This window comes from Mycolicibacterium brisbanense, assembly GCF_001570425.1.
Lineage (GTDB): Bacteria > Actinomycetota > Actinomycetes > Mycobacteriales > Mycobacteriaceae > Mycobacterium > Mycobacterium brisbanense.
On sequence record NZ_BCSX01000007.1, the window covers coordinates 1 to 26,206 of the forward strand.

22 protein-coding genes are annotated in these 26,206 nt (G+C 67.1%); 10 read left to right on the plus strand and 12 right to left on the minus strand.

Annotation, left to right across the window (positions count from 1 at the left end):
- The first annotated feature begins 232 nt into the window (after positions 1–232).
- The gene (locus RMCB_RS02455) at positions 233–850 is read left to right on the plus strand and encodes a YdcF family protein (protein ID WP_062827489.1); all 618 of its coding nucleotides are present in this window, start codon (positions 233–235) and stop codon (positions 848–850) included.
- Here the strand turns inward: RMCB_RS02455 and RMCB_RS02460 are convergent.
- Complete coding sequence (locus tag RMCB_RS02460) at positions 826–2,814, minus strand: vWA domain-containing protein (RefSeq protein ID WP_062827490.1); 1,989 nt, start codon at positions 2,812–2,814, stop codon at positions 826–828. The genes RMCB_RS02455 and RMCB_RS02460 overlap by 25 nt on opposite strands.
- Positions 2,807–4,189, minus strand: a complete 1,383-nt coding sequence (locus RMCB_RS02465) for a sigma 54-interacting transcriptional regulator (protein ID WP_029369193.1) — start codon at positions 4,187–4,189, stop codon at positions 2,807–2,809. The genes RMCB_RS02460 and RMCB_RS02465 overlap by 8 nt, the downstream gene beginning before the upstream one ends.
- A 111-nt stretch (positions 4,190–4,300) precedes the next feature.
- Here RMCB_RS02465 and RMCB_RS02470 point away from each other — a divergent pair, with 111 nt between their 5' ends.
- Entirely contained in the window at positions 4,301–6,145 is a 1,845-nt protein-coding gene (locus RMCB_RS02470; protein ID WP_062827491.1) for an LpqN/LpqT family lipoprotein, read from the plus strand.
- 47 nt (positions 6,146–6,192) lie between these two features.
- Positions 6,193–7,203, plus strand: a complete 1,011-nt coding sequence (locus RMCB_RS02475; protein WP_407662103.1) for an alpha/beta hydrolase — start codon at positions 6,193–6,195, stop codon at positions 7,201–7,203.
- Positions 7,204–7,209: 6 nt separating this feature from the next.
- Here the strand turns inward: RMCB_RS02475 and RMCB_RS02480 are convergent, their stop codons facing one another.
- The 6 genes from RMCB_RS02480 to sfnG form a co-directional block, all read right to left on the minus strand.
- A complete protein-coding gene (locus RMCB_RS02480; protein WP_029369197.1) occupies positions 7,210–7,860 on the minus strand; it encodes a hypothetical protein in 651 nt (216 codons plus the stop codon).
- 11 nt (positions 7,861–7,871) lie between these two features.
- On the minus strand, positions 7,872–9,434 hold the full coding sequence (gene purH, locus RMCB_RS02485) for a bifunctional phosphoribosylaminoimidazolecarboxamide formyltransferase/IMP cyclohydrolase (RefSeq protein ID WP_062827493.1): 1,563 nt from the start codon (positions 9,432–9,434) through the stop codon (positions 7,872–7,874).
- Positions 9,431–10,060 carry a phosphoribosylglycinamide formyltransferase gene (gene purN, locus RMCB_RS02490; protein ID WP_062827494.1) on the minus strand — a complete coding sequence of 210 codons (630 nt, stop codon included), beginning with the start codon at positions 10,058–10,060 and terminating at the stop codon, positions 9,431–9,433. Before purN ends, purH begins: the two co-directional genes overlap by 4 nt.
- 10 nt (positions 10,061–10,070) lie before the next feature.
- Positions 10,071–11,504: a cell division protein PerM gene (locus tag RMCB_RS02495; protein WP_062827718.1), complete on the minus strand. Its 1,434-nt coding sequence runs from the start codon at positions 11,502–11,504 to the stop codon at positions 10,071–10,073.
- 60 nt (positions 11,505–11,564) lie between these two features.
- Entirely contained in the window at positions 11,565–12,476 is a 912-nt protein-coding gene (locus RMCB_RS02500) for a DUF5336 domain-containing protein (protein WP_062827495.1), read from the minus strand.
- A 136-nt stretch (positions 12,477–12,612) separates the two neighbouring features.
- Positions 12,613–13,743 carry a dimethylsulfone monooxygenase SfnG gene (gene sfnG, locus RMCB_RS02505; protein WP_029369202.1) on the minus strand — a complete coding sequence of 377 codons (1,131 nt, stop codon included), beginning with the start codon at positions 13,741–13,743 and terminating at the stop codon, positions 12,613–12,615.
- Between the two features lie 120 nt (positions 13,744–13,863).
- On the opposite strand from sfnG, the gene RMCB_RS02510 reads away from it, so the two are divergent.
- Positions 13,864–14,712 (plus strand): LLM class F420-dependent oxidoreductase, encoded by an 849-nt coding sequence (locus RMCB_RS02510; protein WP_062827496.1) that lies wholly within the window; start codon positions 13,864–13,866, stop codon positions 14,710–14,712.
- 6 nt (positions 14,713–14,718) lie between these two features.
- Here the strand turns inward: RMCB_RS02510 and RMCB_RS02515 are convergent, their stop codons facing one another.
- Together RMCB_RS02515 and RMCB_RS02520 are read right to left on the minus strand one after the other, a co-directional pair.
- Complete coding sequence (locus RMCB_RS02515) at positions 14,719–15,453, minus strand: sensor domain-containing protein (RefSeq protein ID WP_084388344.1); 735 nt, start codon at positions 15,451–15,453, stop codon at positions 14,719–14,721.
- Positions 15,454–15,504: 51 nt separating this feature from the next.
- Positions 15,505–17,031 carry an acetyl-CoA acetyltransferase gene (locus RMCB_RS02520; RefSeq protein WP_062827498.1) on the minus strand — a complete coding sequence of 509 codons (1,527 nt, stop codon included), beginning with the start codon at positions 17,029–17,031 and terminating at the stop codon, positions 15,505–15,507.
- A gap of 162 nt (positions 17,032–17,193) precedes the next feature.
- Between RMCB_RS02520 and RMCB_RS02525 the strand changes: the two genes are divergently transcribed.
- The 4 genes from RMCB_RS02525 to RMCB_RS02540 all read left to right on the plus strand — a co-directional run bounded on the left by RMCB_RS02525 (position 17,194) and on the right by RMCB_RS02540 (position 22,012).
- Positions 17,194–18,306, plus strand: a complete 1,113-nt coding sequence (locus tag RMCB_RS02525; RefSeq protein ID WP_062827499.1) for an ATP-binding protein — start codon at positions 17,194–17,196, stop codon at positions 18,304–18,306.
- Positions 18,285–19,364, plus strand: a complete 1,080-nt coding sequence (locus tag RMCB_RS02530) for a MarR family transcriptional regulator (protein ID WP_109784152.1) — start codon at positions 18,285–18,287, stop codon at positions 19,362–19,364. Before RMCB_RS02525 ends, RMCB_RS02530 begins: the two co-directional genes overlap by 22 nt.
- 88 nt (positions 19,365–19,452) lie before the next feature.
- On the plus strand, positions 19,453–20,067 hold the full coding sequence (locus RMCB_RS02535; protein ID WP_201028226.1) for a TetR/AcrR family transcriptional regulator: 615 nt from the start codon (positions 19,453–19,455) through the stop codon (positions 20,065–20,067).
- A gap of 76 nt (positions 20,068–20,143) precedes the next feature.
- Positions 20,144–22,012: a S9 family peptidase gene (locus tag RMCB_RS02540; RefSeq protein ID WP_062827500.1), complete on the plus strand. Its 1,869-nt coding sequence runs from the start codon at positions 20,144–20,146 to the stop codon at positions 22,010–22,012.
- 90 nt (positions 22,013–22,102) lie between these two features.
- On the opposite strand, the gene sucD is transcribed toward RMCB_RS02540, so the two are convergent.
- Together sucD and sucC are read right to left on the minus strand one after the other, a co-directional pair.
- Positions 22,103–23,005 (minus strand): succinate--CoA ligase subunit alpha, encoded by a 903-nt coding sequence (gene sucD, locus RMCB_RS02545; protein WP_062827501.1) that lies wholly within the window; start codon positions 23,003–23,005, stop codon positions 22,103–22,105.
- Between the two features lie 12 nt (positions 23,006–23,017).
- A complete protein-coding gene (gene sucC, locus RMCB_RS02550) occupies positions 23,018–24,181 on the minus strand; it encodes an ADP-forming succinate--CoA ligase subunit beta (protein WP_029372565.1) in 1,164 nt (387 codons plus the stop codon).
- A 322-nt stretch (positions 24,182–24,503) separates the two neighbouring features.
- Here sucC and RMCB_RS02555 point away from each other — a divergent pair, with 322 nt between their 5' ends.
- Positions 24,504–25,553 (plus strand): M23 family metallopeptidase, encoded by a 1,050-nt coding sequence (locus RMCB_RS02555; RefSeq protein WP_234791968.1) that lies wholly within the window; start codon positions 24,504–24,506, stop codon positions 25,551–25,553.
- Positions 25,554–26,204 (plus strand): hypothetical protein, encoded by a 651-nt coding sequence (locus RMCB_RS02560; RefSeq protein WP_062827503.1) that lies wholly within the window; start codon positions 25,554–25,556, stop codon positions 26,202–26,204.
- The last annotated feature ends 2 nt before the right edge of the window (positions 26,205–26,206 follow it).

Here is a 26,206-nt window from a genome sequence, read left to right on the forward strand (position 1 = left end):
GGTCCACGACGGCAGCTGGCTCGACCGCTGGCACCGCCGCGCAGCCACTCACCAGGCCTACTACCAGGCACACCCCGAACGATTCCGCCGACGCCCACACACCCCAGCACCAGCCAATACCGTCGGCATCAACCTACCCAAACCCGAAAACCGACTCCAAGCAGCTTGACAACGGCCGTGCGCGGCGGGCAGCGCAACACTTTCGTCGAAGTGGGCGCACGATAATGGCGCCATGAGCACGTGGACCAGAAACCTCCGTCTCGCGACGGTCACGGCCGGTGCGCTATTCGCGTGGTGTGAGTGGAGAACGTGGCAGGCATCGCGGGACGCGTTACCCGCCGACCGGCTCGATCCCGGCCGGATCACCCCGGGCGAGGCGATCCTTGTTCTCGGCTGCCCCGAGCCTGCCCTGCACCGCTGGCGCGTGCGCATCGCGATGCGCTCGACCGACCCGTCGCAAGCACGCTTCGTGTTCTCCGGCGGAGCTGTGCGGTCCGAACTCTCGGAAGCGCAGATGATGGCCAACTACGCCGTCGTGTCACGCGGTGTGCCCGCAGCCAACATTCGGCTCGACGATCAGTCACGCACGACGGTCGAGAACATCAGGAATTCGATACCGCTGTTGTCCGACGCCCCGGCCATCAAGATCGCGTCGAACACTTTCCACGCCCGCCGGGCGCGGCGCATATTGCACGACGAATCACCCGAATTGGCAGCCCGATTGGTGCGGGCCCGCGATTATCTCCCGGTCGAGTGGGGTGCCCTGCACGCGGTCATGGCGGGGCACGAAATCCTGCGGCGGCTGGTCCGGCGGGCACAGGGCACTCAGCGTCGGCGGGTTCGCAGATAGTCGCCGACGACCGCGGCACCCAGCCCGTCGAGATCCGGCACCACAACCCGCCCCGCGACGCGCCGCGCCACCTGGTCGATGAACCGGGCCAGCCCCGGATCACTGCCGAGCCGGAAGATCGTCACCTGAGCACCGAGCCGGGCGACCTCGTCGAAACCCCGCACGGTGTGGGCGATGGTGCGGGGGTGGGGTGGGTAGTCGAAGAACACCTCGGAACCATCGTCGAAGCCCTCCAGGTGCGCGGTGGGTTCGCCGTCGGTGACCACGAGCACGACGGGCTGCGCATTGGGATGCCTGCGCAGATGCCGAGACGCCAACGCCAACGCATGATGCAGGTTGGTGCCCTGCTCGTAAACCCCTTCCAGCGCGGTCAACTCGGCAGCGCTGACGGTGCGCGCATAGCGGCCAAAGGCGATGATCTGCAACGCATCTGACCGGAACCGCGTGCTGACGAGATGATGCAATGCCAGCGCCGTGCGCTTCATCGGCAGCCAGCGGTTCTCCATGACCATCGAGAACGAGGTATCCACCAGCAGCGCTACGCACGCCTGGGTGCGGGTCTCGGTCTCGGAGATCTCGACGTCTTCGACGGCAAACCGGATCGGCCGCTCCGCGACACCGGTGCCCGCCTGCCGTAACACCGCGTTGGTCACCGTGCGGGTGACGTTCCACGGCTCGGTGTCGCCGAACTGCCAGGGCCGGGTCGCGCCTGTCAGCTCGCCCGCTGCGCCGGCCCGACGGGTGTCGCGTTCCCCGTGCCGGCCCGAAAGTTGTTGCGCCACATCACGCAGGGCGGTCTGGCCCAGCTGACGCATGGCCTTGGGCGACAGCCGCCACTGCCCGTCGGAGCCGCGGTCCAGGAAGCCCTGGCTGACGAGGGCCCGCTCCAGCTCGGCGAGCGTGCGGGCGTCGATGGCGGCCTGGTCGCCGAGCTGGCGCGCCAGCGCGTCGAGGTCGACGTCCTCCATCGTGGCCCCGGAATAGCTCTGCGACAGCGCGTCGGCGAGTTGCTCCAGCTCGGCGATGTCGGACAGTGCCTGCGCGCCCTCGCCCATGCCCATCGGGTTGTCACCCGAGAACCGCTGCGAGCCCGACCAATCCTCGCCGGGGCGCGCGGCCTGCAGGTGTGCGTCGAGCCGGTTCAGCGCGTTCATCAGCGAGGGCGACCCGAAAGCCTGCTCCGCCAGGGCATCCAGCTCAGCACGCTGCTGCGCCGAGAGGCTGTTGCGGAAACGCTGCGCAGCGGCCGCACGCTGTGCCAGCGAGTCGAGCAGCTCGTCGATGTTCGACGGGTTCTCCGGGAAGAACTCGCCGTGCTTGTCCATGAAGTCTTGAAAATCCTGCTCGGTGTCCTCGCCGCGGGCGTGCTTGTCCAGCAGGTCGTTCAAGTCGTCGAGCATGTCGTTGACCCGCTGGCGATCCTCGTCGGTGGCGTTCTCCAACGCCTGTTTCATCCCGGCGAAGCGCTGGTCGAGCATCTCACGACCGAGCAGATCCTTGATCTGCTCGTACTTTTCGCGGGCCTCCGGCGAGCGCCACGCATACTCCGAGAGTTCCTGCACGGCCTTTGCAGGCGACGGCGACAACGACTCGAGCTGCAGTTCGCCGAAGCGGGCATCGTCGTCGAGGGCTCGGGCCAGCTCCTTGCGCTCGGCTAGCACGGCCTCGTCGAGCAGCTTCTTGATCTCCTGCAGGGTGCCGTCAAGGTTGTTGCGGGACAGCAGTTCTCGCCGACGCCGATTGGCCTCGGCGGCCAGCCGGTCGGTGCCACGCATGTCCCGCGTCCCGCGGCGCAGCAACTCCGACAGCGCGCGGCGTGGCGAGCTGCCCTCCATCACGTTCTGGCCGATCTGCTCGAGTGCGTCGCGCAGATCGATCGGCGGCGCCAGCGGATCGGGGCCGCCGCTGTATCGCGAATACCGCGAGGTGTGCCCGTGCCCTCTGGCCGCGCGGCCACTAGCCATAGACCGTCTCCCCCTCGCCCGACACCTTGTCGATGCGCTTGGCCAGATAGAGCGCTTCCAGGGCCAGTTCGACCGCTGCGGCCCGTTCACCCACCGACCGGGCTCCCAGCCGCGCGGCCACCGCATCCAATGCCGGCAGGGCGGGAAGGGCTGCCAATACGTCCTTCGCGGAGACCCGCTCACCGGTGGTCACCGGAGAGCCCTCCTCCACCGCGGCCACCACCGGGCCGACGTCGATGCCGCCGAGTAGCCGCTGCGCGGTGTCGGCGGTGGCGCGGCGCAGCAGATGCTCCAACACCGCCTGCTCGCGGCCTTCCTCGCCGGTCTCGAACTCCAGCTTGCCGCGCAGCACGTCGATCACGGTGGCGAGATCCACCACGCGCGCCACCGGATCGTCCTCGCCGATGATCGCGGCGCGGTGCCGGGCCGAGGCCGCGACCGTCTCGGCCGCCGCGATGGCGAACCGCGCGGACACACCCGAACGCTGGTCGATCGAGCTCGACTCACGCAGATTGCGGGAGAACCGGGCGAGCACACCGAGCAGGTAGTCGGGCACCTCGGCGGCCAGATGCGCCTCTTGGCGTATCACTCCGACCTCGGATTCGATCTCCAGCGGGTAGTGCGTGCGGATCTCGGCGCCGAACCGGTCCTTGAGCGGAGTGATGATGCGACCGCGGTTGGTGTAGTCCTCGGGGTTGGCACTGGCGACGACGAGCACGTCGAGCGGCAGCCGCAGGGTGTAGCCACGCACCTGGATGTCGCGCTCCTCCATCACATTGAGCATCGACACCTGGATCCGCTCGGCGAGGTCGGGCAGCTCGTTGACGGCCACGATGCCGCGATGCGCCCGCGGGATCAGGCCGTAGGCGATGGTTTCGGGATCGCCGAGGCTGCGGCCCTCGGCCACCTTGATCGGGTCGATGTCGCCGACCAGGTCGGCGACGCTGGTGTCCGGCGTGGCCAGCTTCTCGGTGTACCGCTCGCTGCGGTGCCGCCATTCGATCGGCAGGTCCTCACCGGAATCGGCAGCACGCCGGATGGATTCCGGCGTGATCGGGCTGTAGGGGTGCTCGCCCAGCTCGGCGCCGGCGATCACCGGTGTCCACTCGTCGAGCAGCCCGGTCAGCGCCCGCAGCAGCCGCGTCTTGCCCTGACCGCGTTCGCCGAGCAGCACCACGTCGTGTCCGGCGATCAGTGCCCGCTCCAGTTGCGGAATCACGGTGTCGTCAAAGCCCAGGATGCCGGTCCATACGTCACGCCGGTCGGCAAGGGCCGCCAGGAGATTCTCCCGGATTTCGGCTTTCACGCCTCGCTCACGATGCCCGGATGCGCGCAGCTCACCGACCGTCCGAGGCAGGTCCTTTGGTTGGCTCACCACTCCAAGCTACGACTGCTCCGGCGGCTCGGCATGGTCACCGGTCTGACTTGCGGTCACCATAGGGCTACAAAGTCGTGGCGACTGCCACTCGCCCGGTAGTCTGCGCCCATGCCGTTGGCTAGCGGTCAAGTCTTCGCGGGGTTCACCATCGTCAGGTTGGTGGGCACCGGTGGCATGGGCGAGGTGTATCTGGCGGCTCATCCCCGGCTGCCCCGCGAGGACGCCCTCAAGGTGCTTCCGCAGACCGTTAGCGCAGATAATGAGTTCCGTCAGCGGTTCATCCGCGAAGCCGACATGGCCGCCACGCTGTGGCACCCGCACATCGTCGGCGTCCATGATCGGGGCGAGTTCGAGGGCCGGTTGTGGATCTCGATGGACTACGTCGACGGCCACGACGCCGCCCGGCTGCTGCACGACGTGTATCCGTCCGGGATGCCCGCCGCGGATGTGATCGAGATCATAGCGGCGGTGGGCGACGCGCTGGACTACGCGCATCAGCGCAAGCTGCTCCACCGCGATGTCAAGCCGGCCAACATACTGGTGGCCGGCAAACATGGCGCCAAGCGCAGGATCATGCTCACCGACTTCGGCATCGCGCGCCGGGCCGACGAGGTGAACGGGTTGACGTCCACCAACATCACGGTGGGCTCGATGTCCTACACGGCGCCCGAACAGCTGATGGGCCAGACCCTCGACGGCCGGGCCGATCAGTACTCGCTGGCAGCGACCGCCTACCGCCTGTTCACCGGGTCGCCGCCGTACGCGCACAGCAACCCGGCAGTTGTCATCAGCCACCACCTGAGCTCCCCGGTTCCCAAGCTCGCGGCCACCAAACCTGAACTCGCCGTATTCGATTCGGTGATGGCCAAGGGTTTGGCGAAGGATCCCAAGGATCGGTACGACACCTGCCACGACTTCGCCAACGCGCTGGCCGAGGCCGCCGCCGGGGCATCGGCAACCCTCAAGATGCCTGCGCTGGCGCCCCCGCCGCCGGTGGCTCAGCAGCCTCTGGCCGCACCGCCGGTGGCGCCGCCGCCCATGCCACCGCCGCCGCGACCGATGTCCCCGTCGAATCCGACGAGCGCACCGGCCGCGCGCCCCACGCCGCCGTCTGAGCCTCCGGTCTTCACCTCGTCGTGGTCGGTCGCCGAGCCGCCCCGCAAACCGCCGACGACTCCACCGATGCCTGCGCCGGCGACCAGCTACGGCCCGCCGCCGATGCCGTACGTGGCACCGGTGAAAACGTCGGGGGGCAAGCGCAAGGGCCTGCTGATCGCGGGCGCGCTCGCCGCGGTCGTCCTGATCGTCGGCGGTGTGACGCTGGCGGTGACATCAGGTGGCGACGAGACTCCTCCCGGCCCCCAGACCACGACGGCCGCTGCGTCGACGAGCCCGACGACGACGGCATCAACGCCCCCGCAGCCGCCGGGCCACTCGTACACCATCGCGGACTACATCCGCGACAACAAGATCGCCGAAACGCCCATTCACCGCGCCGACCCGGGCGCACCGGTGTTCACCATGCCCACCCCGCCACCGTGGGCCGACGCGGGTACCCGCACCCCGTCGTGGGCCTACTCGGCGATCGTCAACGACAGCGTGACCCCGACGGATCCGCCGTCGGTGATCTCGTTGATCTCCAAGCTCGTCGGCGACGTCGACACCAACAAGCTGCTCGAGTTCGCGCCGAACGAACTGCAGAACCTCGCGGAGTACGAGCCGGTCGGCGGTGTCACGCGCGGCAATCTCAACGGATTCCCGTCGGTGTCCCTGGGCGGCTCGTACGTCAAAGACGGCCGGCGTCGGGCCATCACGCAGAAGACGGTGACGATGCCGATCCCGGGTGGGGCGTTCGTGCTGCAGATCAACGCCGACTCGCTGTACCGAGACATGAGCTCGCTGACCGACATCAACAAGGTCATCGATGCTCAGGCCACCATCGTGATGCCCTGAGCCGACGTCGCGTTTTTGTCTCACCCGAGTTACCCGATACCCTCGGTATCGTGAATTCGCTAGATTGGCACTCTCGGCCGACAACAGTGCACTTCGGACCGGCCGCGTGGCAGTCCAGAGCTCTGGGCGTTGGGTCGGCGATATTCTTCCGGCCGTTGCTGGGGCTGTTGACGCTGATCGGCCTTGCCGTCAATCGCGTCGCACCGGCGTTGTTGCAGCGCGCTCATCTCGACGTGATCGACCGCCCGCTGCGCGTCGTCCCGGCGCTGCCGGGTACCGAGGTGACGCCGGTCGCGCTGCCCAATTGCCCGGCGGAGTGGGTCAGCCAAGCCGGCGACTCCGAGTCGGTGATCGTGTACATGCACGGGTCGGCACTGGTGACGCTCGGGCTGAACTCACACCGGCGGTTCGTCTCGAAACTGTCGGCCAGCACCGGGGCCCGGGTGTTGAACGTGGGCTACCGACTGGCCCCGCAAGCCGGCATCGAAGAGGCGGTCGCCGACGGCCTCGACGCCTACCGGTACGTGCTCTCACTCGGCTACCAGCCCAATCGCATTGTGCTGGCCGGTGATTCGGCAGGCGGGCTGATCGCCGCCGACATCGCCATCGCCGCGCGCGACGCCGGCTTGGTGCCACCGGCGGGCCAGGTGCTGCTCTCGCCGTTGACCTCGTCGGACATGGAGCTCAAATACCGTGCCCTGCAACAACATCGGGACGTGATGTTCCCGTTCATGACGGTCAAGTTCATCTATGACGTGTTCGCCACCGTCAACGGCACCCGGCCCACGCCCGTCATGCCACCGGAAGCCGACCTGCACGGCCTCGGTCCGTTCCTGCTTCAGGTCGGCACCCACGAGATGCTGCTCAACGACGCCTTCGCCCTGGCCGACCGGCTCACCGCGGAGGGGATTCCCGTGTGGGTTCAGGTGTGGGAACGGGCGATGCACATGTTCCAGCTGAGCTTCGACGTCAACCCGGACGCTCGTCGAGCCATCGACGAGATCACGTCGTTCATCGAATTCGTGACGGCCGAGGAACAGGACGAAGTCAGCGCCTGACGCCGGCTACGGGTTCTTGACCGGCAGCACTTGAAAGCCTGACACCATCATGTCGGAGTCACGCTGGTACGTCAGGTTGTCGGGAGCTGTGGTCTGCACCGTCAAACCTGCGCAGTACGTTCGCAGTTCGCTGCGGTAGGCCACGAACAACGCGATGGCCGGGTGTGGCTGCAGCACACCCATCTGCGGTATCTGGTAGTGCACGGTCTGCGCCGGCAGTCCGCAGATGGTGATGTTGTCGACCTTCATGGCGCTCTCGGGCACGCCAAGGGTCGAGATCGACTTGCGCTGAGCAGCGAACACCTCGTCGGGAGTCATCGCATCGGCGACGCTTTCCAGCGCGATCACGATGGTCGGCTTGAAATTGCCGTTCTGCAAGCTCGCGTTGCTCATCGTGTAGCGCAGCAGATCGGTGTCGCGGCCCTCCACCCGCTCCCAGCCCGGAGGTTGCGGAATTCTGATGGTGGGCTCGTCGGCGTCCACGCGGGGCACCGTGACCAGCGGCGCGTCAACCGGATTGCACTTGAGCTCCCCGGTTTTCGCGGCCGCCAGCAGGTCTTGTGAGGCCACCGGATGACCGTCGACCAGATGCGTGCAGGACGTCAGCACCAGCGCCGCAGCCGCCAGCGCAACGGCCATCTTCGACGCAGTCGCCATGGTCGTCAATATTAGTGTGCGAAATGCCGTGCACCAGTGAGGTACAGGCTGATGCCGGCCTTGGCGGCCGCCTCGGTGACCACGTCGTCGCGCATGGAGCCGCCCGGATGCACGATGGCCCGGACCCCGGCTTGCGTCAGCGTCTCGAGCCCGTCGGGGAACGGGAAGAACGCATCGGAGGCCGCGACCGCGCCCACCACCCGGTCCCCCGCTCGCTGCACGGCCAGCGCCGCCGCGTCGACGCGGTTGACCTGTCCCATGCCGACGCCGACGGTGGCGCCGTCCTTGGCCACCACGATCGCGTTGGACTTGACCGCGCGGCACGCGCGCCAAGCGAAGACCAGGTCGGCCAACGTCTGCTCGTCGGCGGGGTTGCCGGTGGCCAGCGTCCAGTTGTTGGGGTCGTCGCCTTCGGCGTCGAGCGCGTCGCGGTCCTGCAGCAGCAACCCGCCGCTGATCGGGCGCATTTCGATGCCGCCGACCAAGGGTTCGGATGCGACCAGGATGCGGATGTTCTTCTTGCGCGCAAGCACTTCCACTGCACCGGGCTCGTACGCCGGCGCGATGATGACCTCGGTGAAGATGTCGGCGACGGTCTCTGCCATCTCGACGCTGACCTCGGTGTTCGAGGCGATGACGCCGCCGAACGCGCTGAGCGGATCGCACTCGTGGGCCTTGCGGTGCGCATCGGCCACCGAGACCGACGAGATGGCGATGCCACACGGGTTGGCGTGCTTGATGATCGCCACGCAGATCTCTTCGTGGTCGAACGCCGCCCGCCACGCCGCGTCGGCGTCGGTGTAGTTGTTGTAGGACATCTCCTTGCCGTGCAGCTGCTCGGCCTGCGCGAGGCCCGGCCACGCCGAATTGTCCCGGTAGACAGCGGCCTGCTGATGCGGGTTCTCGCCGTACCGCAACACCGCGCTGCGGTGCCAGGTGCCTGCGAACCAAGCCGGCAAGGGTTGCGCAGGCTCTTCCGGCGCCAGCGTCGAGGCCATCCAGCCGGCCACCGCGACGTCGTATTCGGCGGTGTGCCGGAATGCCAAGGACGCCAGCCGCTTTCGCTCGTCGAGGGTGAAACCGCCGGCCCGCACGGCGGCCAGCACTCCGTCGTAACCCAGCGGGTCCACCACCACCGCGACACTCGGGTGGTTCTTGGCCGCCGCCCGCACCATCGAAGGTCCGCCGATGTCGATCTGCTCGACGCATTCGTCGACCGACGCGCCGGATTCCACGGTCTCGGTGAAGGGGTAGAGGTTGACCACCACCAGCTCGAACGCTTCGACGTTCAGTTCTTGCAGGGCGGCAAGGTGTTCCGGCTTGCGGGTGTCGGCCAGCAGGCCCGCGTGCACGCGCGGGTGCAGAGTCTTCACCCGGCCGTCGAGCACCTCGGGAAAACCCGTCACCTCTTCGACCGGGGTCACCGGAACACCGCTCGAGGCAATGGTTTTGGCCGTCGAACCGGTGGAGACGATGGTCACCCCGGCCTCGTGCAGGCCGCGGGCCAGGTCGGCGAGGCCGGTCTTGTCGTACACGCTGATCAATGCGCGCCGGATCGGTCGCTTGTCGCTCATCCTATGGTCGCCTTTCGTCCGGTCCAGGTCACGCCGCGGGTTGCCAGCGCGGCCAGCACGTCCACCAAGAGTCGTCGTTCGACGACCTTGATGCGCTCGTGCAGTGTCTCTTCGGTGTCCTCGTCGCGCACCTCCACGGCGTGCTGCGCAAGGATCGGCCCGGTGTCCACTCCGGCGTCGACCAGGTGCACCGTGCATCCGGTCACTCGTACGCCGTAGGTCAGTGCGTCGGGCACGGCGTGCGCGCCGGGAAAGCTCGGAAGCAACGCCGGATGGGTATTGACCACCCTGCCGTTGAAGCGCGAAAGAAACTGTGGCCCAAGGATCTTCATGAATCCGGCGGATACCACCAGATCGGGTTCATGGGCCTCGGTGGCGGCGGTCAACGCCCGGTCCCACTCCGCCCGGTCGGGATGGTCGCCCAAGCGCACCGTGTAGGACTTCACGCCGGCGGCTGCCGCGATGTCGAGTGCCGCGCACGCGCGGTCCGTCCCGACCGCCACCACCCGGGCCGGGTAGTCGTCGACGGCGGCCGCCAGTAGCGATGCCAGCAGTGATCCGGTGCCCGAAGCCAACACGACCAGGCGTGCGGGCGCACTCGGGGGCACATGTAGCGGTTGCTGCACGCGCAGCAGCCTAGTCGGCTCTGTCGTGGGGCGGATCGCCGGTCACGTCATGATCGGCGATGAAGTGCTCCTCGGGATCCTCCGGGTAGTGGCCGGAGCGGTCGATGTCGGCGCTGGTGTCACCGCTCGACCACGCCACGATGGGCTCCTCATCGGGGGCGTCGACCTCCTCGACGTCGAGCGGAGGTTCCGCGTCATCGCCGCGCCGATACTCGGACTCGACGTCGGCCTCGCGGTCCTCCGGCTCGGCCACCGGTTCGTCGTCTTCGTCGTCGAACACCCGCGGTTGCGGTGCGGGCTCGGCGACCCGCCTCGGCGCGCGGGCGATGCCACCGGACATCGCCACCGTCAACCCGCCGATGCCGGCGAACCACAGGAACACCGCAGGTCCGAACGTCGACTGGTCCACCCCGACGTCACCGAAATTGCCCAACCGACCGCCCGCGGCGTAAGCCAGCAGCGCCATCGTCGCCGCCGCGACCGCCGATGCCACGGCGAGCTTCGCCACGGCGGGCAGCAGGGTCAGGGGTCGTCGCGCACACTGCTGCCCGACCGCCACCCCCGATGCGGCCCCGACGATCAGCAGCGCCACCCACACCGGCCCGAGGGGCGGCGAGGGCAGTGCGGCCAGCACGGGCACCGCGGGGATGTCGCCGCCGAAGACGGTGAACGAACTGAACGTCGCCAACCCCACGTGGGCGCTCGAACCGACCGCGATGGCCGCCGCCCCGACGATCACATTGGGGATGTAGAGGATGGCCAGCAGGGTCAGGCTGAGCTGGCCGAGCACGGTGTCGGTGATGGCGTAGAGGTCGTGCATGGTGGCCCAGTGGACGACCAGCGAGGCCGCGGTGACCGCGCCGGAGAGCCCGAACAGGGCGAGCACCCCCGCCATGGCCGCGCGCAACGCATCGGGCAGCCAGTTCGGCAACGGCGATTGGTGCAGGGTGCGGCGGCCGATCTTCGATCCGACACCGAGCACCGCACCCAAGGCATGTACCGCGAGCACTCCGGTGAAGGCCCGCAGCGCGCTCGGGGTCTGCAGCTCGGTGAGCACCGATGCCGCGTCATGGATGACGGCCAGCATGACCGCGGCGATCAGCACCGGACCGCCCAGAGCCGACGCCACCACCCAGCGGGTGACGAACCAGGACGAGTTGGGCGCCGTGGCAGCCGCCGTGGTGCGGGCTGTCCCCCACACCATCAACAGCACCGGCAGCAGCGGCATGACCCCGAGCACCCGCCCGCCGATGGACACCGGAACCTGGTGCACCCCCAGCCACATGCTGGCGATCGCACCGAACGCGCCGGTCATGTCGCTGTTGGCGATCAGCAGCTGCAACAGGGTGACAGCGGCGATGACCACCAATGCCACGACGGACGGACCGAATGCGACCCGAAGCAGTTCACGCGCCTGGCGTGTGCCGGCTGGCCGGTTGCTCACGGGGTTGGCCGCTCCTCGCAGATGATCACGCGTGTGCGGGTTGCGCACGCGCGGACCAGCTTACGACTGTGACGGACCGGATTGCTGTGAGGACGAGTGCTGAGTCGGTTGCTGCGTCGGTTGCTGCGTCGGTTGCTGCGTCGGGACCTGGGTGGTCGGCGCAGACGCGTTCGAACTGCTGGACGACGACTGCTGCTGCGGCTGTCCGAACGCGGGAAAACCGGTCGGCGGAGTCGGCGGGCCGTTGTGGCCACCCGCGGGACCGCTCTGGGGGCCGCCCTGAGGGTTCTGCTGAGCCTGGAAACCGCCGGTGTTGGGCCCACCCGAGTAGCCGCCGTACTGCGACGGGTAGCCCGGGCGCTGCTGCTGCGGCGGGGCCTGCTGATAGGGCTGGGCGCTGTGCTGCGGTTGGCTCTGCTGTCCGTAGTACTGCGACGGGCCGCCGTACTGGCCATACTGCGGGGCCTGCGGCTCGAACTGCGGCTTGGGCGCAGGCGGTGCGATGATGCCGGACTCCAGCAGCACCGCCCACAGGGCAAGACCGGTCTGCACGAGAGTGAGGCCGAGAACGACCCAGTACGCCCAGGTCGCTGTATCGAGGGCCGCGATGACATTGCGGATCACCAGCAGGAACCCGAACGTGGACAGCACTGCCACCAGCGCGGCGCGCTTCTTCTGCTTCGGCAGCAGGCTCACCCCGGCCACGAGGGCCGCGAGCAGGGCGGCGTAGATGTCCCATTCACCGTGGGAGACCAACGAGAAGCCGCCCGTGGAGGACTCGGTGAGACCGACGAAACTCAGCAGATAGGTCACCACCCCGAGACCGGCGACACCGCCGAGCAGATAGGTGGGCAGCGGGCTGTCACCCGCGGGCGCGGCTGCTGCGGCAGGGGCGGCGGGCCGCCCTGGCTGCTGCGGCGCACCGTACGGCGAGGTGGGCGGGTATCCGGGGCTACTGGGCGGATAGGACATGGAACCTCTCCTGTGCTGGTCGGGCGTCGCGTAGCGCGTTCACGCGGGCATCATCACGACCGCCTGAGTGCTTCGATCTTCCACGCTAGCGCACCCGGAGGTGTGGGTGGCACACGCTCCGGGTGTCATTCCGATCTCAAGCCGATACCAGAACAGGAGCATCGGCCGAATCCTGTTCGGCCGCCTCGATTTCGCGTACCAGCGGCAGCACTTTGGCGCCGAAGTACTCGATTTCCTCTTGGAAATGCAGGAATCCGCCGAGGATCAGATCGACACCGCGTTTGCGGTACGCGGCAATGCGTTCCGCGATCTGCTCGGGCGTACCGATTAGCTGAGTACGGAATCCGTCGTTGTACTGCACGAGGTCTTCGAAGGTGGAGTCCGCCCACATCCCCTTCTTGTCGCCGGTCGAATTCCCGGCTTGCTGCACGGCGTTGTGGAAACCTTCCACGGCGGGCTTGTTGGCCTTGGCGATGATCTCCTTGAGTGTCTCCTTTGCTTCCTTCTCTGTGTCGCGGGCGATGATGAAGCCGTTGAGCCCGAATCGCACTTCCCGGTTCACGTCCCGGGCGTGATCGCGCACCTCGACGACCTGCTCGGTCACCCCGTCGAAATCCTTGCCGTTGGAGAAGTACCAGTCGGCGTAGTAGCCACCGTTGCGCCGGGCCGCCGACGAGTTGCCGCCCTGGAACAACTCCGGGTTGGGACGCTCGGCGGTGTTGAGCGGCTTGGGCTTGAGGGTGAAGTCGTGGATGCGGTAGAAGTCGCCGCGGAAATCAACGTCGTCCTCGGTCCAGATCTTGCGCAGCACCTGCAGGAATTCGGCGCTGCGGCGGTAGCGCTCGTCGTGCTCGAGCCACGGTTCGCCCAGATGGGTGAACTCGTCCTTGAACCAGCCGGAGACCACGTTGACCGCGAACCTGCCGCCGGACAGGTGGTCGGCGGTGGCACCCAGTTTGGCCAGCACGCCCGGTTGCCACAGCCCGGGATGAACCGCGGCGATGACCTTGAGCCGCTGCGTTGCCAGCAACAACGCGAGGCTGAAACTGGTCGATTCATGCTGGAATTCGGCGCCGTAGCTGGCCTCGTAGCGCACCTGGCTCAAGGCGTACTCGAACCCGTTGTTCTCCGCTGTCTGCGCCAGTTTGGCGTTGTACTCGTAATTCCAGTCGGTGCGCTGTTCGATGTCGCTGGTCACCAGCCCGCCACTGACATTGGGCACCCAGTAAGCGAACTTGACGTGGTCGGCGATGCGTTCGGTCGTCATGGCGTTCGATACCAGCAAACATCGCACCGGTGGTCACGGGTAACACTCGCGCTGAACTTTTCCCGGCCTCGGCAGACGCCCGGCCTTGCCCTTCGGACTAGAACACGTTCTAATTCTGGAATGGACTACGGGCTCGTTCTCTTCACCAGCGACCGCGGTATCGCCCCCGCGAAGGCCGCCAAACTCGCCGACGACCACGGCTTCACCACGTTCTACGTGCCCGAACACACGCACATCCCGGTCAAGCGCGAGGCCGCGCACCCGACCACCGGTGACGAATCACTGCCCGACGACCGCTACATGCGCACCCTGGATCCGTGGGTCTCGCTGGGTACGGCGTGCGCGGTGACCTCGCGTGTGCGGCTGTCGACGGCTGTCGCGCTGCCGGTCGAGCACGATCCCATCACCCTGGCCAAGTCGATCGCGACCCTCGACCATCTGTCCGGCGGCCGGGTCAGCCTCGGTGTCGGATTCGGTTGGAACACAGACGAACTCGCAGACCACAACGTCCCGCCGGCACGGCGCCGGACCATGCTGCGCGAGTATCTGGAAGCCATGCGTGCGCTGTGGACCGAGGAAGAAGCCTCCTACGAGGGCGAATTCGTGAACTTCGGGCCCTCCTGGGCGTGGCCCAAACCCGTGCAGCCGCACATCCCGGTGCTGGTCGGCGCAGCAGGCACCGAGAAGAACTTCAAGTGGATCGCGCGATCGGCCGACGGCTGGATCACCACGCCGCGCGACTTCAACATCGACGAACCCGTGAAGTTGCTGCAGGACACCTGGTCGGATGCCGGACGGGACGGCGCACCGCAGATCGTGGCGCTGGACTTCAAGCCGGACGCCGACAAGCTGGCGCATTGGCGCGATCTCGGCGTGACCGAGGTGCTTTTCGGCCTGCCCGACCGTGCCGAGGACGAGGTGGCCGGCTATGTGGAACACCTGGCGGGCAAGCTCGCCGCGCTGGTCTGACAGGGTTCAGCTGCCGATCTGGTCGAGCACCCCGTCCATGATCTTCTTGACCTCGTCGGCCAACGGCTTGCGGTCCTGAGTCTGCACCTCGACCAGCACGTTGCCCTTGACGGCCAACGCCCGGTCGATCACCTGGTCACCACCTTGCAGCGTGCTCTCCAGCGTGGTGATCCCGTTTCCGGCATCGGTGGGGGTCCCCAGCTTCCAGGTCACCTGGAGACGGGTGTAGGTGAAATCCTTGCCGGCACAGTTGCGCAGGGTGTCGAGGTATTCGCTCATGGCCTTCTGGGCTTCGGCGGGGCTGTCGAACGTCGACACCGATTGGTCGACGGACGGCGTGGCGTCCGGCTTGGATTTGTTGGGGCCCGTGCGTGTCTGGAAGATCGACGAGTAGCCGTTGCCCGCGTAGACCACCGACATCCCGCTGTACAAAGCCCCGAGACAGTCACGTGGCACGTAGCTTTCCCCGCTGTCACTGGTGTCCGGTTTCATCCAGGACGAGATCGTCACCATGTTCGGCAGTCCCACGATCCCGGAGACCACATCGGGAGTGAGCAGCAACGATTCGAGATTGCCGCCATCGATCACGGGACCCTTGCCCGCCGCAGGCCCCGCCGCGACACCGTCGACAGTTCGCGTGCACGATGCCGTGACCGCGACCACCATCACCGCAACGGCGGCCACAGCGGCCTGGCAAACCCGAGAATTCTGCCGCGGCATCCGATGACTGCCCTGGCTCATACGCTCAGCCTAGGGCGGAACCCCGACTTTCGGGCTGCATCGCGCGGTCGGTCATATCAGTGCTGCGCGGTTGCCCTTCTCGCCGGAGCGCACCACGATCGACGCGCCGAGCGGGTCTCCGTGGCACAGCAGGCCCAGCAGCGCCTCGTCTTTCGTCGTGGCGAGGAACCGGCTGCCGTCAGAAGCCATCCGTCCGATGACGATGCCCATCGGGACCTGCCAGTCGTATCGGACCGTGTAGGTCTCGACAGTGGCTGCACCGTCGGCTTTTTCGGTCACCGACACCTTGGGCAGCGCGGCGATCTCGTCGCACAGCGCGGCGCTGTTGTCGGCGACCCAATCGGTGGGCTCGGTCGAGTAGATGCCAACCGAGTACTTGCTGGCGATCCCACCGTTGGCCCCGACGAGCGCGTATTGCCCTGGCTTGTCGCGCATTTCGTTGACCGCCTCGGCGATGGCGTGCATCGAGTAGTTGTTGCCCGGCCCGCCGAAGAACGGCAGCCCGCCGGTCAGGGTCAGGCCACGCTCGTCGTCGGTGGCCAACCCGGTGCCGTCGCAGATGTTGAACACCGGGAAGGGAAAACAGCTGTAGAGGTCGAACGCGGCCACCTCGTCGAGCCCGATTCCCGCCACCCGCAGCGCCTCGCCGACCGCCGCAACGGACGCGGGACTGGCCCCGACATCGGCCCGCTCGAGCAATTTCTGCTCTTTCATGTCGGCGTGGCCGTGCAGGTACACCCACTTCTCCTCGGGCACATCCAGCCTGCGCGCCGATTCGACCGACATCAGCAGGACCGCCGCGCCCTGGTTGACCTGATCGCGGGCCACCATGAACCGCGGATAGGGATCGCAGATCATCCGATTGCGGTCGGTGACCGCGGCCAACTCGTCGACCGAACGTTCCACCGGGGACGACGAAAAAGGATTCTTGGCAGCCACTTTGGAGAACGGCGCGAACAGCTCAGCCATGCTCTGCCGGTATGCGTCGACCGAGAGCCCCAGCCGGGCCCGCCGCGCGTTTTCCAGCAGCCCGTATTGCACCGGCGCGCCGATCAGCCCGTGGGCGATGGTGTACTCGTCGAAGATTCCGTCGTATCCGAAACCCCGGTCCTCCAACTGACCGCCGACGATCTCGGTGAAATCGGGCTTGTCGTCGCGCTTGGCGTAGAACCGCTCGGTGGACACCGCGTCGGAGCCGAACAGCAGGACAACGTCGGAGCGCCCCGCCGCGATAGAGCCGGCGAACTCGGTGACCAGATGCTGGGGGCCCTGCCCACCGATGACTTCGAGGACCGCGCGGGCGGGTTCCGCACCGATGCGCCGCGCCACCGACCGCGGGTAGTTGTCGGACGCTCCGAACGGAGGCGGTGTGGGCTTGGAGATCTCGAACTGCCGCACACCGGCGACGGTGTCGATGGCCCGGGCCACGATCCCCGCGTCGACTCCGCAGTCTCGCAAGGCCGCCCTGGCGCCCTCGGCGGCCAGCTCGACCGAGGACATACCGCGGTAGTCGGAGGCACCGATGTGCTCGGTGAACTGCCCGACGCCGACGATGACCGGGGTGCGCTGATCGACCACTGTGAACAACCTCCTGACACGTGTTAATTCGCCACGCTAACGGATTGGGATTTGTCGGCTCGCCTGGGTGCCACCGAGTTACACGCTGAATTTGACGTACATCGTTCATGACGTACATCAAGGCAAGCGTAGACTTTCGTCATGACCTGGCCCATTCGCCCGATGTCCCTGGTGGTGGGCGGCATCGTGCCTCCGGCCAACGTCGTCGGACGGGTCCGCGAGGAACAGGAGATTCTCGCGAGCCTGCCCGCCGGCGGCGCCGCATTGGTCGGCGACCGGCGACACGGCAAGACGTCACTCGCCCGGCTCGTCGCACACACCGCCCGCCAGCAGGGCCTGACGGTGGTCTCGGTCAGTGCCGAACGGCAAACCTACGCTGAATTCGTCACCGCATTGGCCGGCGAGCTCGGCCGCATCGACAACGCGCTGCGCCACGAGGTCGAACGGTGGAAGGTCGCCTTCGTCACCGGACCGATTCGCTTCGAGCGCACCCAGGCCGAGGCCGCCCTCGACGACCTTTTGCAGCGCGCCGTGTCGCGCGCCGAGCGCGGACCGCTGGTGCTGTTCATCGATGAAGTCACCGTGCTGGCGCGCAACCTGGAACGCGAGAAACCCGGCGGCGGGGACGCGTTCCTGCATCTGCTGAGACGTTTCCGGCAGGACAACACGGGCCGGCTCGCCACCGTGCTGTCCGGATCGATCGGCTTTCACCATGTTTCGGAAGACGCCCTGAGCTCGGTGAATGACATCCGTAAAGTCACCGTCGGGCCGATCCGCCACGACCACGCCACGTATCTGGCGGAGTGCCTGCTGCTGGGCGCGCAGGTTGCCACCACCGACCGGCACCGCGTCGCCGAATCCATCGCCGCCGCAGCCGAAAACGTGCCGTACTACATCCAGCACCTGGTCGCGGCGTCAGCGCAGGCCGGGCTGGTCGATCCCGACCGGATACCCGATCTGTTGCGCGCGGCCATCATCGACCCGCACGATCCGTGGGACCTGCGGCACTACCGGGACCGGCTGCGCAACTACTACGGCGACGACGCCGCCGCCATCGCCGACCTGCTCGACATCTACGCACACTCGTCGGACGCGTTGAGTGTCGACGCGACAGCACATCTGCTGCAGTCCGAGGGCTCCCCGATCCGCAACCGCGACCAACTGGTGTCGTTCATCGAGCGCCTCGAGCAGGATCACTATCTGCGCCGCGTCGGCGACGACGATTGCTTCGCTTCAGGATTGGTGAAGGCCGCGTGGCTGGCGATGCGGCGGTGAGCATTCCGCTGTTCACCCCGGCCGCGGTCGATCCGGCCGAGCTCGACGCGCGTACCGTCGGCCGGGCGGCATTCCTCACCCGGCTGACCGACCGGATCATCGACGCGGCGCGCGACGGCTCCCGGCCGCACACCCTGCTGATCGGCCCGCACGGCAGTGGCAAGACGCACACGTTGCACGTCGTGGTGCACCGAGCACTGTCCCGCGGTGATATAGCGAATGACGTTCTGCCGCTGCTACTCCCAGAAGACAGTCTCGCCATCGGAAGCTACGGCGATCTTCTCGTCGAACTCGTTCGGTCGCGTTTGCCCGACGCTCGGGAACTGCGCGACGACGTCATCGGATTGGAACGGGCCATCCTCGACCTGGCCGACGGCCGAATGATCCTGGTGGCGATCGAGAACCTGGACCGCGTGTTCGAGGCCATCGGCGAGGCAGGCCAGGGCAGCCTGCGGGCGTGGGTCGAAACATCCACTGCCGTCATGCTTTTCGCAACCGCACCGGCGCTCTTCCCGGCAGTCGCATCACGCACGCACCCGTGGTACGGCTCGTTCATCGTCGAGGAACTCCCCGACCTGACCATCGACGAGGGAGCCCAGATCATCGCGCCGACCGGCGAACTCGCCGAATATCTCCACTCCCCCGAAGGCCGGAACCGGCTGACTGCCATCGAACGGTTGGTCGGCGGCTCGCCGCGCTTGTGGCAGACGGTCGCCGACGTCGCCGACGTGCCGGCACTGCAGGCGTTGGAGCCGGTGATCGCCGCACTGTTGGACCGGCTGGCACCGTCGTACCAGCAGCGGCTCTGGCAATTGCCGACCGGCGAGCAGCGTCTGGTGGTCGAACTCGCACGCGGCGAAGGCGCCCGGACCGTGTCCGATCTGGCTGCCGCCGTGGGTGTTTCGAATCAGACCGCGTCGGCAGCACTGGGCCGGCTCACCGCCACTCGGTGGGTGGTCCGCGCGAAAGCGGAGGCCGGCGACCGCCGAGCCACGTGGTACGACCTGAGCGATCCACTCCTGCGCCGGGTCGTGCAGTACCGCGAGGGCCGCGTCTAACTCCTGCTCGCCGGGCAGGACGGTTGACGAACTTGTCACTTAGTGACACAGTTGAGCTGTCACTAAGTGACAGATCGGGGTGAGGGCAATCGGCGAGAAGCAGGACCAGGCGCGCCTGGCGGTGTCACGCATTGCCTGCGCCCTGTTCTGGGAACGGGGCGTCGCCGCAACGAGTGGTGACGACATCGCCGAGGCAGCAGGACTGTCCACCCGCACGATCTGGCGCTACTTCCGCAGCAAGGAAAGTTGCGTCGAACCGCTGCTCGCGAAGTCGGCCGACCGGTTCGTGGCGAGCGCCCGGCGCTGGCCGCACGAGCTGTCGTTATCCGAACACCTTGCAGCAGACAGCATTACACATCCGCTCTCACCGCAAGATATCGAGGATGAGCTCAGCGCGGTGCGGCTCGCCACCATGACGGCGACCGAACCTGCCCTGCGCACCGCGTATCTGATGGTGCACGACCGGATGGAGCAGGGGCTGATCCCGGTGATCGCCGACCGGTTGGGCCTGCCGGAAGGCGACCTCACCGTGCGGCTCTGCGCGGCCGCCGTCACCGGCGCCTTCCGGGTCGTCGATGAGGACGTCAGCCGAGCGATCGTCGTCGACGGCAAGGCCGTCACCCAGGACGAGGCACTCGCGCTGATAGACCGGGCCATCCGCGAAGCCACCAACGGCCGCCTCGGCGGGCCAGTCACACAGTAAACCCTTATTTCACAACCGAATACACATCACGAGCGGCGACGCCCGTCGAACAACCCTGCCTACAGAAAGGACCGCCATGGCGCTACCCGAACTCATCACCGTCGAAGACTTCTTCCGACCACCCGTGCGCACCGCCGCGACGATCTCACCCGACGGCACCCGAATCGCCTATCTCGCGCCGTGGCACAACCGGCTCAACGTATGGATCGAGAACCTCGATGGGGACCCCGACCCACGGTGTGTGACGGCCGACGAGACGCGCAGCGTGTACATCTACCGGTGGACCCATGATTCGCGCTGGTTGCTCTACCTGCAGGACACCGGCGGTGACGAGAACTGGCACATCTACCGCGTGGATTTGGAGCATCCCGAGAGCCCGGCGGTCGACCTGACGCCGTTTCCCGGCGTGCGATCGGACTTCAACCTCCTCAAAGGGCGTCCCGGCAAGGCGATGGTCCAACTCAACAAGCGCAACCCCGAGTTGTTCGACGCGTACGAACTCGACATCGCCACCGGCGAACTCACGCTGCTCGCGGAGAATCCTGGCACCGTGATCGGCTGGATGTGCAGCCAGCACGGCGACCTCTTCACCTCGGTGCTCACCGCCGACGGCGATGTCGAACTGTCGCAATGGGATACCGGCACGAAGTCGTTGCGATCCATCAAGACCTACGACGGCACCGACTATCCCATCGGCATCCATCCCGTCGCGATCACCCCTGACGGCACGGGCATCTGGCTCGGATCCAACCACGGCACCGACCGAACCAGGCTGGCCCGCCTTGATGTCGCCACCGGCGTGGAAACCGAGGTGGACAGCCATCCGGTGCTGGACCTGGCCGCTCAGATGGTCCTGCCATCACCGCTGATCCTCAGCGAGCGCACGGGCGAATTGATCGGGGCCCGCTACTACGGCGAGCGCCAGGTGATCCACGCGCTGGACGCGGATTTCGCTGCGGTACTGGAGAATCTGACGCGGCTCGGCGAAGGCGATCTCGGCGCCATCTCGTCGGACAGCAGCGGGCGGCGCTGGGTCGTCAACTTCATGCACGACCGCGACCCGTACGTCACGTATCTCTACGACCACACCACGGGCGAGAGCCGAATGTTGTTCCGGCCGTACCCGAATCTGGATCCTGACCAGCTGGCCCCGATGACACCGGTCACCATCACCGCGCGCGACGGACTGAACCTGCACTCCTACCTGACGCTGCCCGTCGGCGTGGATCCGGTGAACCTGCCGCTGGTACTGCTGGTACACGGCGGTCCGTGGTCACGGGACGTCTGGGCTTACCAGCCCGACGTGCAGATGCTGGCCAATCGCGGATATGCGGTGCTACAGGTCAACTTTCGGGGATCCACCGGCTACGGCAAGGCTTTCACCAAGGCAGCGATCGGGGAATTCGCAGGCAAGATGCACGACGATCTGATCGATGCCGTCGACTGGGCCGTCAAACAGGGCTATGCCGATCGCGACCGGGTAGCCATCTTCGGTGGCTCCTACGGCGGCTACGCGGCGCTGGTCGGCGTCACGTTCACCCCGGATGTGTTCGCCGCAGCCATCGACTACGTCGGGATTTCCAGTCTCGCGAACTTCATGCGCACGCTGCCGAACGTGGCCAGGCCGTTCCTGGCCACCAACTGGCACATGTACGTCGGCGACCCGAACGACCCGCAGCAGGAGGCCGACATGCTGGCCCGCTCCCCCATCACGAAGGTCGACCAGATACGTACTCCCCTGCTGGTTGTCCAGGGCGCCAACGACTCCCGCGTGGTGCAAGCCGAATCCGACAACCTCGTAGCGGCATTACGCGAGCGCGGGGTCGCCGTCGAGTACATGGTCAAGGACGACGAAGGCCACGGATTCCTCAACCCCGACAACCAGATCGACATGTACCACGCCGTCGAACGCTTCCTCGCCGAGCACCTAGGTGGTCGCCTTTAACTGCCGAGCAGACACGCAGGCCCCCGACACGCCGTGCGTGCGGGGGCCTCCGTGTCTGCTCGCGGGAGAAAAGTACCCGCGGGCGAAAAGCTACAGGCTCTCGAGGATGGCGCGGGCCAGTGCGGCGGTCTCCGAGGGGGTCTTGCCGACCTTCACACCGGCGGCCTCAAGGGCCTCCTTCTTGGCGGCGGCGGTGCCCGACGAGCCCGACACGATGGCGCCGGCGTGGCCCATGGTCTTGCCCTCCGGAGCGGTGAAGCCCGCGACATAGCCGACGACCGGCTTGGTGACGTTGGCCTTGATGTAGTCGGCCGCACGCTCTTCGGCGTCACCACCGATCTCGCCGATCATCACGATGACCTTGGTCTCCGGGTCCTTCTCGAACGCCTCGATGGCGTCGATGTGGGTGGTGCCGATGACCGGGTCTCCGCCGATGCCGATGGCGGTCGAGAAGCCGAAATCGCGCAGCTCGTACATCATCTGGTAGGTCAGCGTGCCGGACTTCGACACCAGGCCGATCGGGCCCTTGCCGGTGATGTTGTTGGGCGTGATGCCGACCAGCGACTCGCCGGGGGTGATGATGCCCGGGCAGTTGGGGCCGATGATGCGGGTCTTCTGCCCCTTGTCGACGTTGTAGGCCCACGCATAGGCGCTGTCCTGCACCGGGATTCCTTCGGTGATGACCACCAGCAGCGGGATCTCGGCGTCGATGGCCTCGATGATGGCGTCCTTCGAGAAGGCCGGCGGCACGAAGGCGATCGACACGTCGGCGCCGGTCTCCTTCATGGCCTCGGCGACCGATGCGAACACCGGCAGCTCGACGTCGTTGCCGTCTTTGTCCTTATGGCTGACCTTGGTGCCGGCCTTGCGCGCATTGACGCCACCGACCACCTGGGTGCCGGCCTTGAGCATCAGGGCGGTGTGCTTGGTGCCCTCACCGCCGGTGATGCCCTGGACGATGACCTTGGAGTCCTTGTTCAAAAAGATCGACATAGCAGCAGTCCCTTACTTATTCGCCAGCTCGGCGGCCTTGTCGGCACCGGCGTCCATGGTCTCGGCCTGGATGACCAGGGGGTGGTTGGCCTCGGCGAGGATGCGGCGGCCCTCTTCGACGTTGTTGCCGTCCAGGCGGACGACGAGCGGCTTGTTGGCCTCGTCACCCAGGATCTGCAGCGCCTTGACGATGCCGTTGGCCACCGCGTCGCACGCGGTGATGCCGCCGAACACGTTGACGAACACGCTCTTGACCTGGCTGTCGTTGAGGATGACATCCAGACCGTTGGCCATCACCTCGGCCGAGGCGCCACCACCGATGTCGAGGAAGTTGGCGGGCTTGACGCCGCCGTGCTTCTCACCGGCGTAGGCGACGACGTCGAGGGTCGACATGACCAGGCCCGCGCCGTTGCCGATGATGCCGACCGCGCCGTCGAGCTTGACGTAGTTGAGGTCGTTCTCCTTGGCCTTGAGCTCGAGCGGATCGGTCGCGTCCTTGTCCTCGAACTCGGCGTGACCCGGCTGCCGGAAGTCGGCGTTGGCGTCCAGGGTGACCTTGCCGTCGAGGGCCAGGATCTGGTCGTCGGGCGTGCGCACCAGCGGGTTGACCTCGACCAGGGTGGCGTCCTCCTTGACGAACACCTCCCACAGCTTCTGGATGGTCACCGCGGCGGCGTCGAGCACCTCGGCGGGCAAGTGGCCCTGCTCGGCGATGGACCGCGCGAAGGCCAGGTCGACACCCTTGACGGCGTCGACGGGGACCTTGGCCAACCGCTCGGGCTTGGTGGCGGCGACCTCTTCGATCTCCATGCCGCCCTCGACCGAGCACATGGCGAGGTAGGTGCGGTTGGCGCGGTCGAGCAGGAAGGAGATGTAGTACTCCTCGGCGATGTCGCTCGCCTCGGCGACCAGCAGCTTCTTGACGATGTGGCCCTTGATGTCCAGGCCGAGGATGTTCTGCGCGTGGGTGAACGCGTCGTCGGCGGTGGCGGCGTACTTGACGCCACCAGCCTTGCCACGGCCGCCCACCTTGACCTGCGCCTTGACCATGACGGGCTTGCCGATCTCCTCGGCGATGGCCTTGGCGCCTTCAGCGGTGTCGGTGACCCGGCCTGCCGAAGTGGGGACGTTGTGCTTGGCGAACAGCTCTTTCGCCTGGTACTCGAAAAGATCCATGTGTTTCCTCTATGAGGCGGTATCTGTCTGCTTGGCTTCTAACGCTTTTGAAGCTGCCCGGTCCGCATACCTTCTGACGGGCCCGTGGGCACTTTATCGATCGCCTCATCGGCCGTAACCACCGCCTACGACGATGTGGTATATCTCACCGGCCCTTGGCGGTGATACAGATCACATTCTGCAGCGGAATAGCCGGATGAGTTGCCACCATCATTGGGGTTTGGTTAACGTGCCTCTGGTCCAGATAACGTTGAGGTCACGACGAGAAGGATTTCCTGGGTTGTCGCAGCATCGTTCGTCCGTATCTCCCAAAGGGGTATCGATGAACGCTCGGGACCGAAAAAACGTCTCGCCCGCTGCGCTGGACGCCGCCGAGATCACCGACATCATCCCGTTCAACGAGTTCGGCGAACTGTCTGACCTGGAGTTTCACACCTCCGCCGCGTTCGATCGGGAATCTCGCGTGATCCACGCCCCCGAACTCGACGACCTGCACGACACCGATGACCTGATCCCGATCCGCCTGGCCGTGCCGTCGGAATTCCGCGCCGAATCCGGCGGTGACCGCGGCACCCGCGGCCCGAGCCACGCCTACCGTGACAGCCACACCGACGTGAGCGACGGCAATGCCGCCACCGACGTGATCGACATGAGCAGCCGCCGCGGCGCTCACCGCAAGGAAACCCCCGGCCCGGTCAAGAGCCGCCTGCTGATCGCCGCCATGGCGGCGGGCGCCACCGCCGCAGGGGCCTACTCGCTGACCACCGGCACACAGGCCAGTGCCGACGACACCATCGTCGCCTCCGGCGCCAACACCGCACGCACCGCCGGGGCGACGGGCTCGGTGGACGGCATGCAGATCGTGACCGTCGCCGCCGACAACACCTCCGCAGTGCACGCCGAAGAGATCACCAAGGCCGCCGCGTTCGCACAGGAGCGCGCCGAGCGTGAGGCCCGGCTGTCCCGCCCGCTGTTCGTGATGCCCACCAAGGGCTTTGTCTGGACCTCGACCTTCGGGTACCGCTGGGGTGTCCTGCACGCCGGCATCGACCTGGCGAGCCCGATCGGCACGCCCATCGCCGCGGTCTCCGACGGCGTGGTCATCGACGTCGGCCCGACGGCCGGTTACGGCGCCTGGGTCAAGCTGCGCCACGCGGACGGCACTGTCACGCTGTACGGCCACATCAACAGCTGGAACGTCAGCGTCGGTCAGCGCGTCATGGCAGGCGACCAGATCGCCACCGTCGGCAACCGGGGTAACTCGACCGGCCCGCACCTGCACTTCGAGGTTCTGCTCAACGGCACGCAGCGCATCGATCCGGTGCCGTGGCTGGCGCAGCGCGGGCTCAGCCCGGGCAACTATGTTGGCTGAGTGAGCGACTCCGCCGACAACAGAGCCTCAACCGGCCCGTCCGACGATCAGACTCGCATCATCCGGCGACAGCCCGTCGACCCGGCGTCCGCCCCGATGTCGGTGCAGCACGAACCCAAGACCAGCATCATCCGGCGCCATCCGACGGGCGCCATCCCCACGGCAGCCGACGCCGAACCCGCGACCGGACTGATCTCGCGCGACGCCGACGACCAGAGCCAGACCCGCTACATCCCCCGCGCCCGGCCGCTGGCGATTCCCCGCACCCCGGCCGGCGCCAACCCGCGCACGTCGGTCGCCGCCGCGACGGCCGGCATCCTCAGCGGCTGGGCCACCGCCATGATCGCCACCGACCTGATCGCCGGGTGGTGGCACAGCGACCGGCTGTTCTGCGTCGCGATCGGCTTTCTCACCGCGATATCGGCCGCCGCCACCATCGGCGGGCTCATCGCCCTGCTGCTGCGCAAGCGCATGGGCCGGCTGCTGATCGTGGTGGGCTCGATCATCGGGCTCTTGATCTTCGGCAGCCTGTTCATCGCAGGCGCCCGGCTGCACCCGGTGGTGTATGCGATGCCGGCGCTGCCGGTGGCGGCCATCGCGCTCACGCTGCTGCCGTCCACCCGGCGCTGGGGAGCGGGGCCGCGACCGTGAAT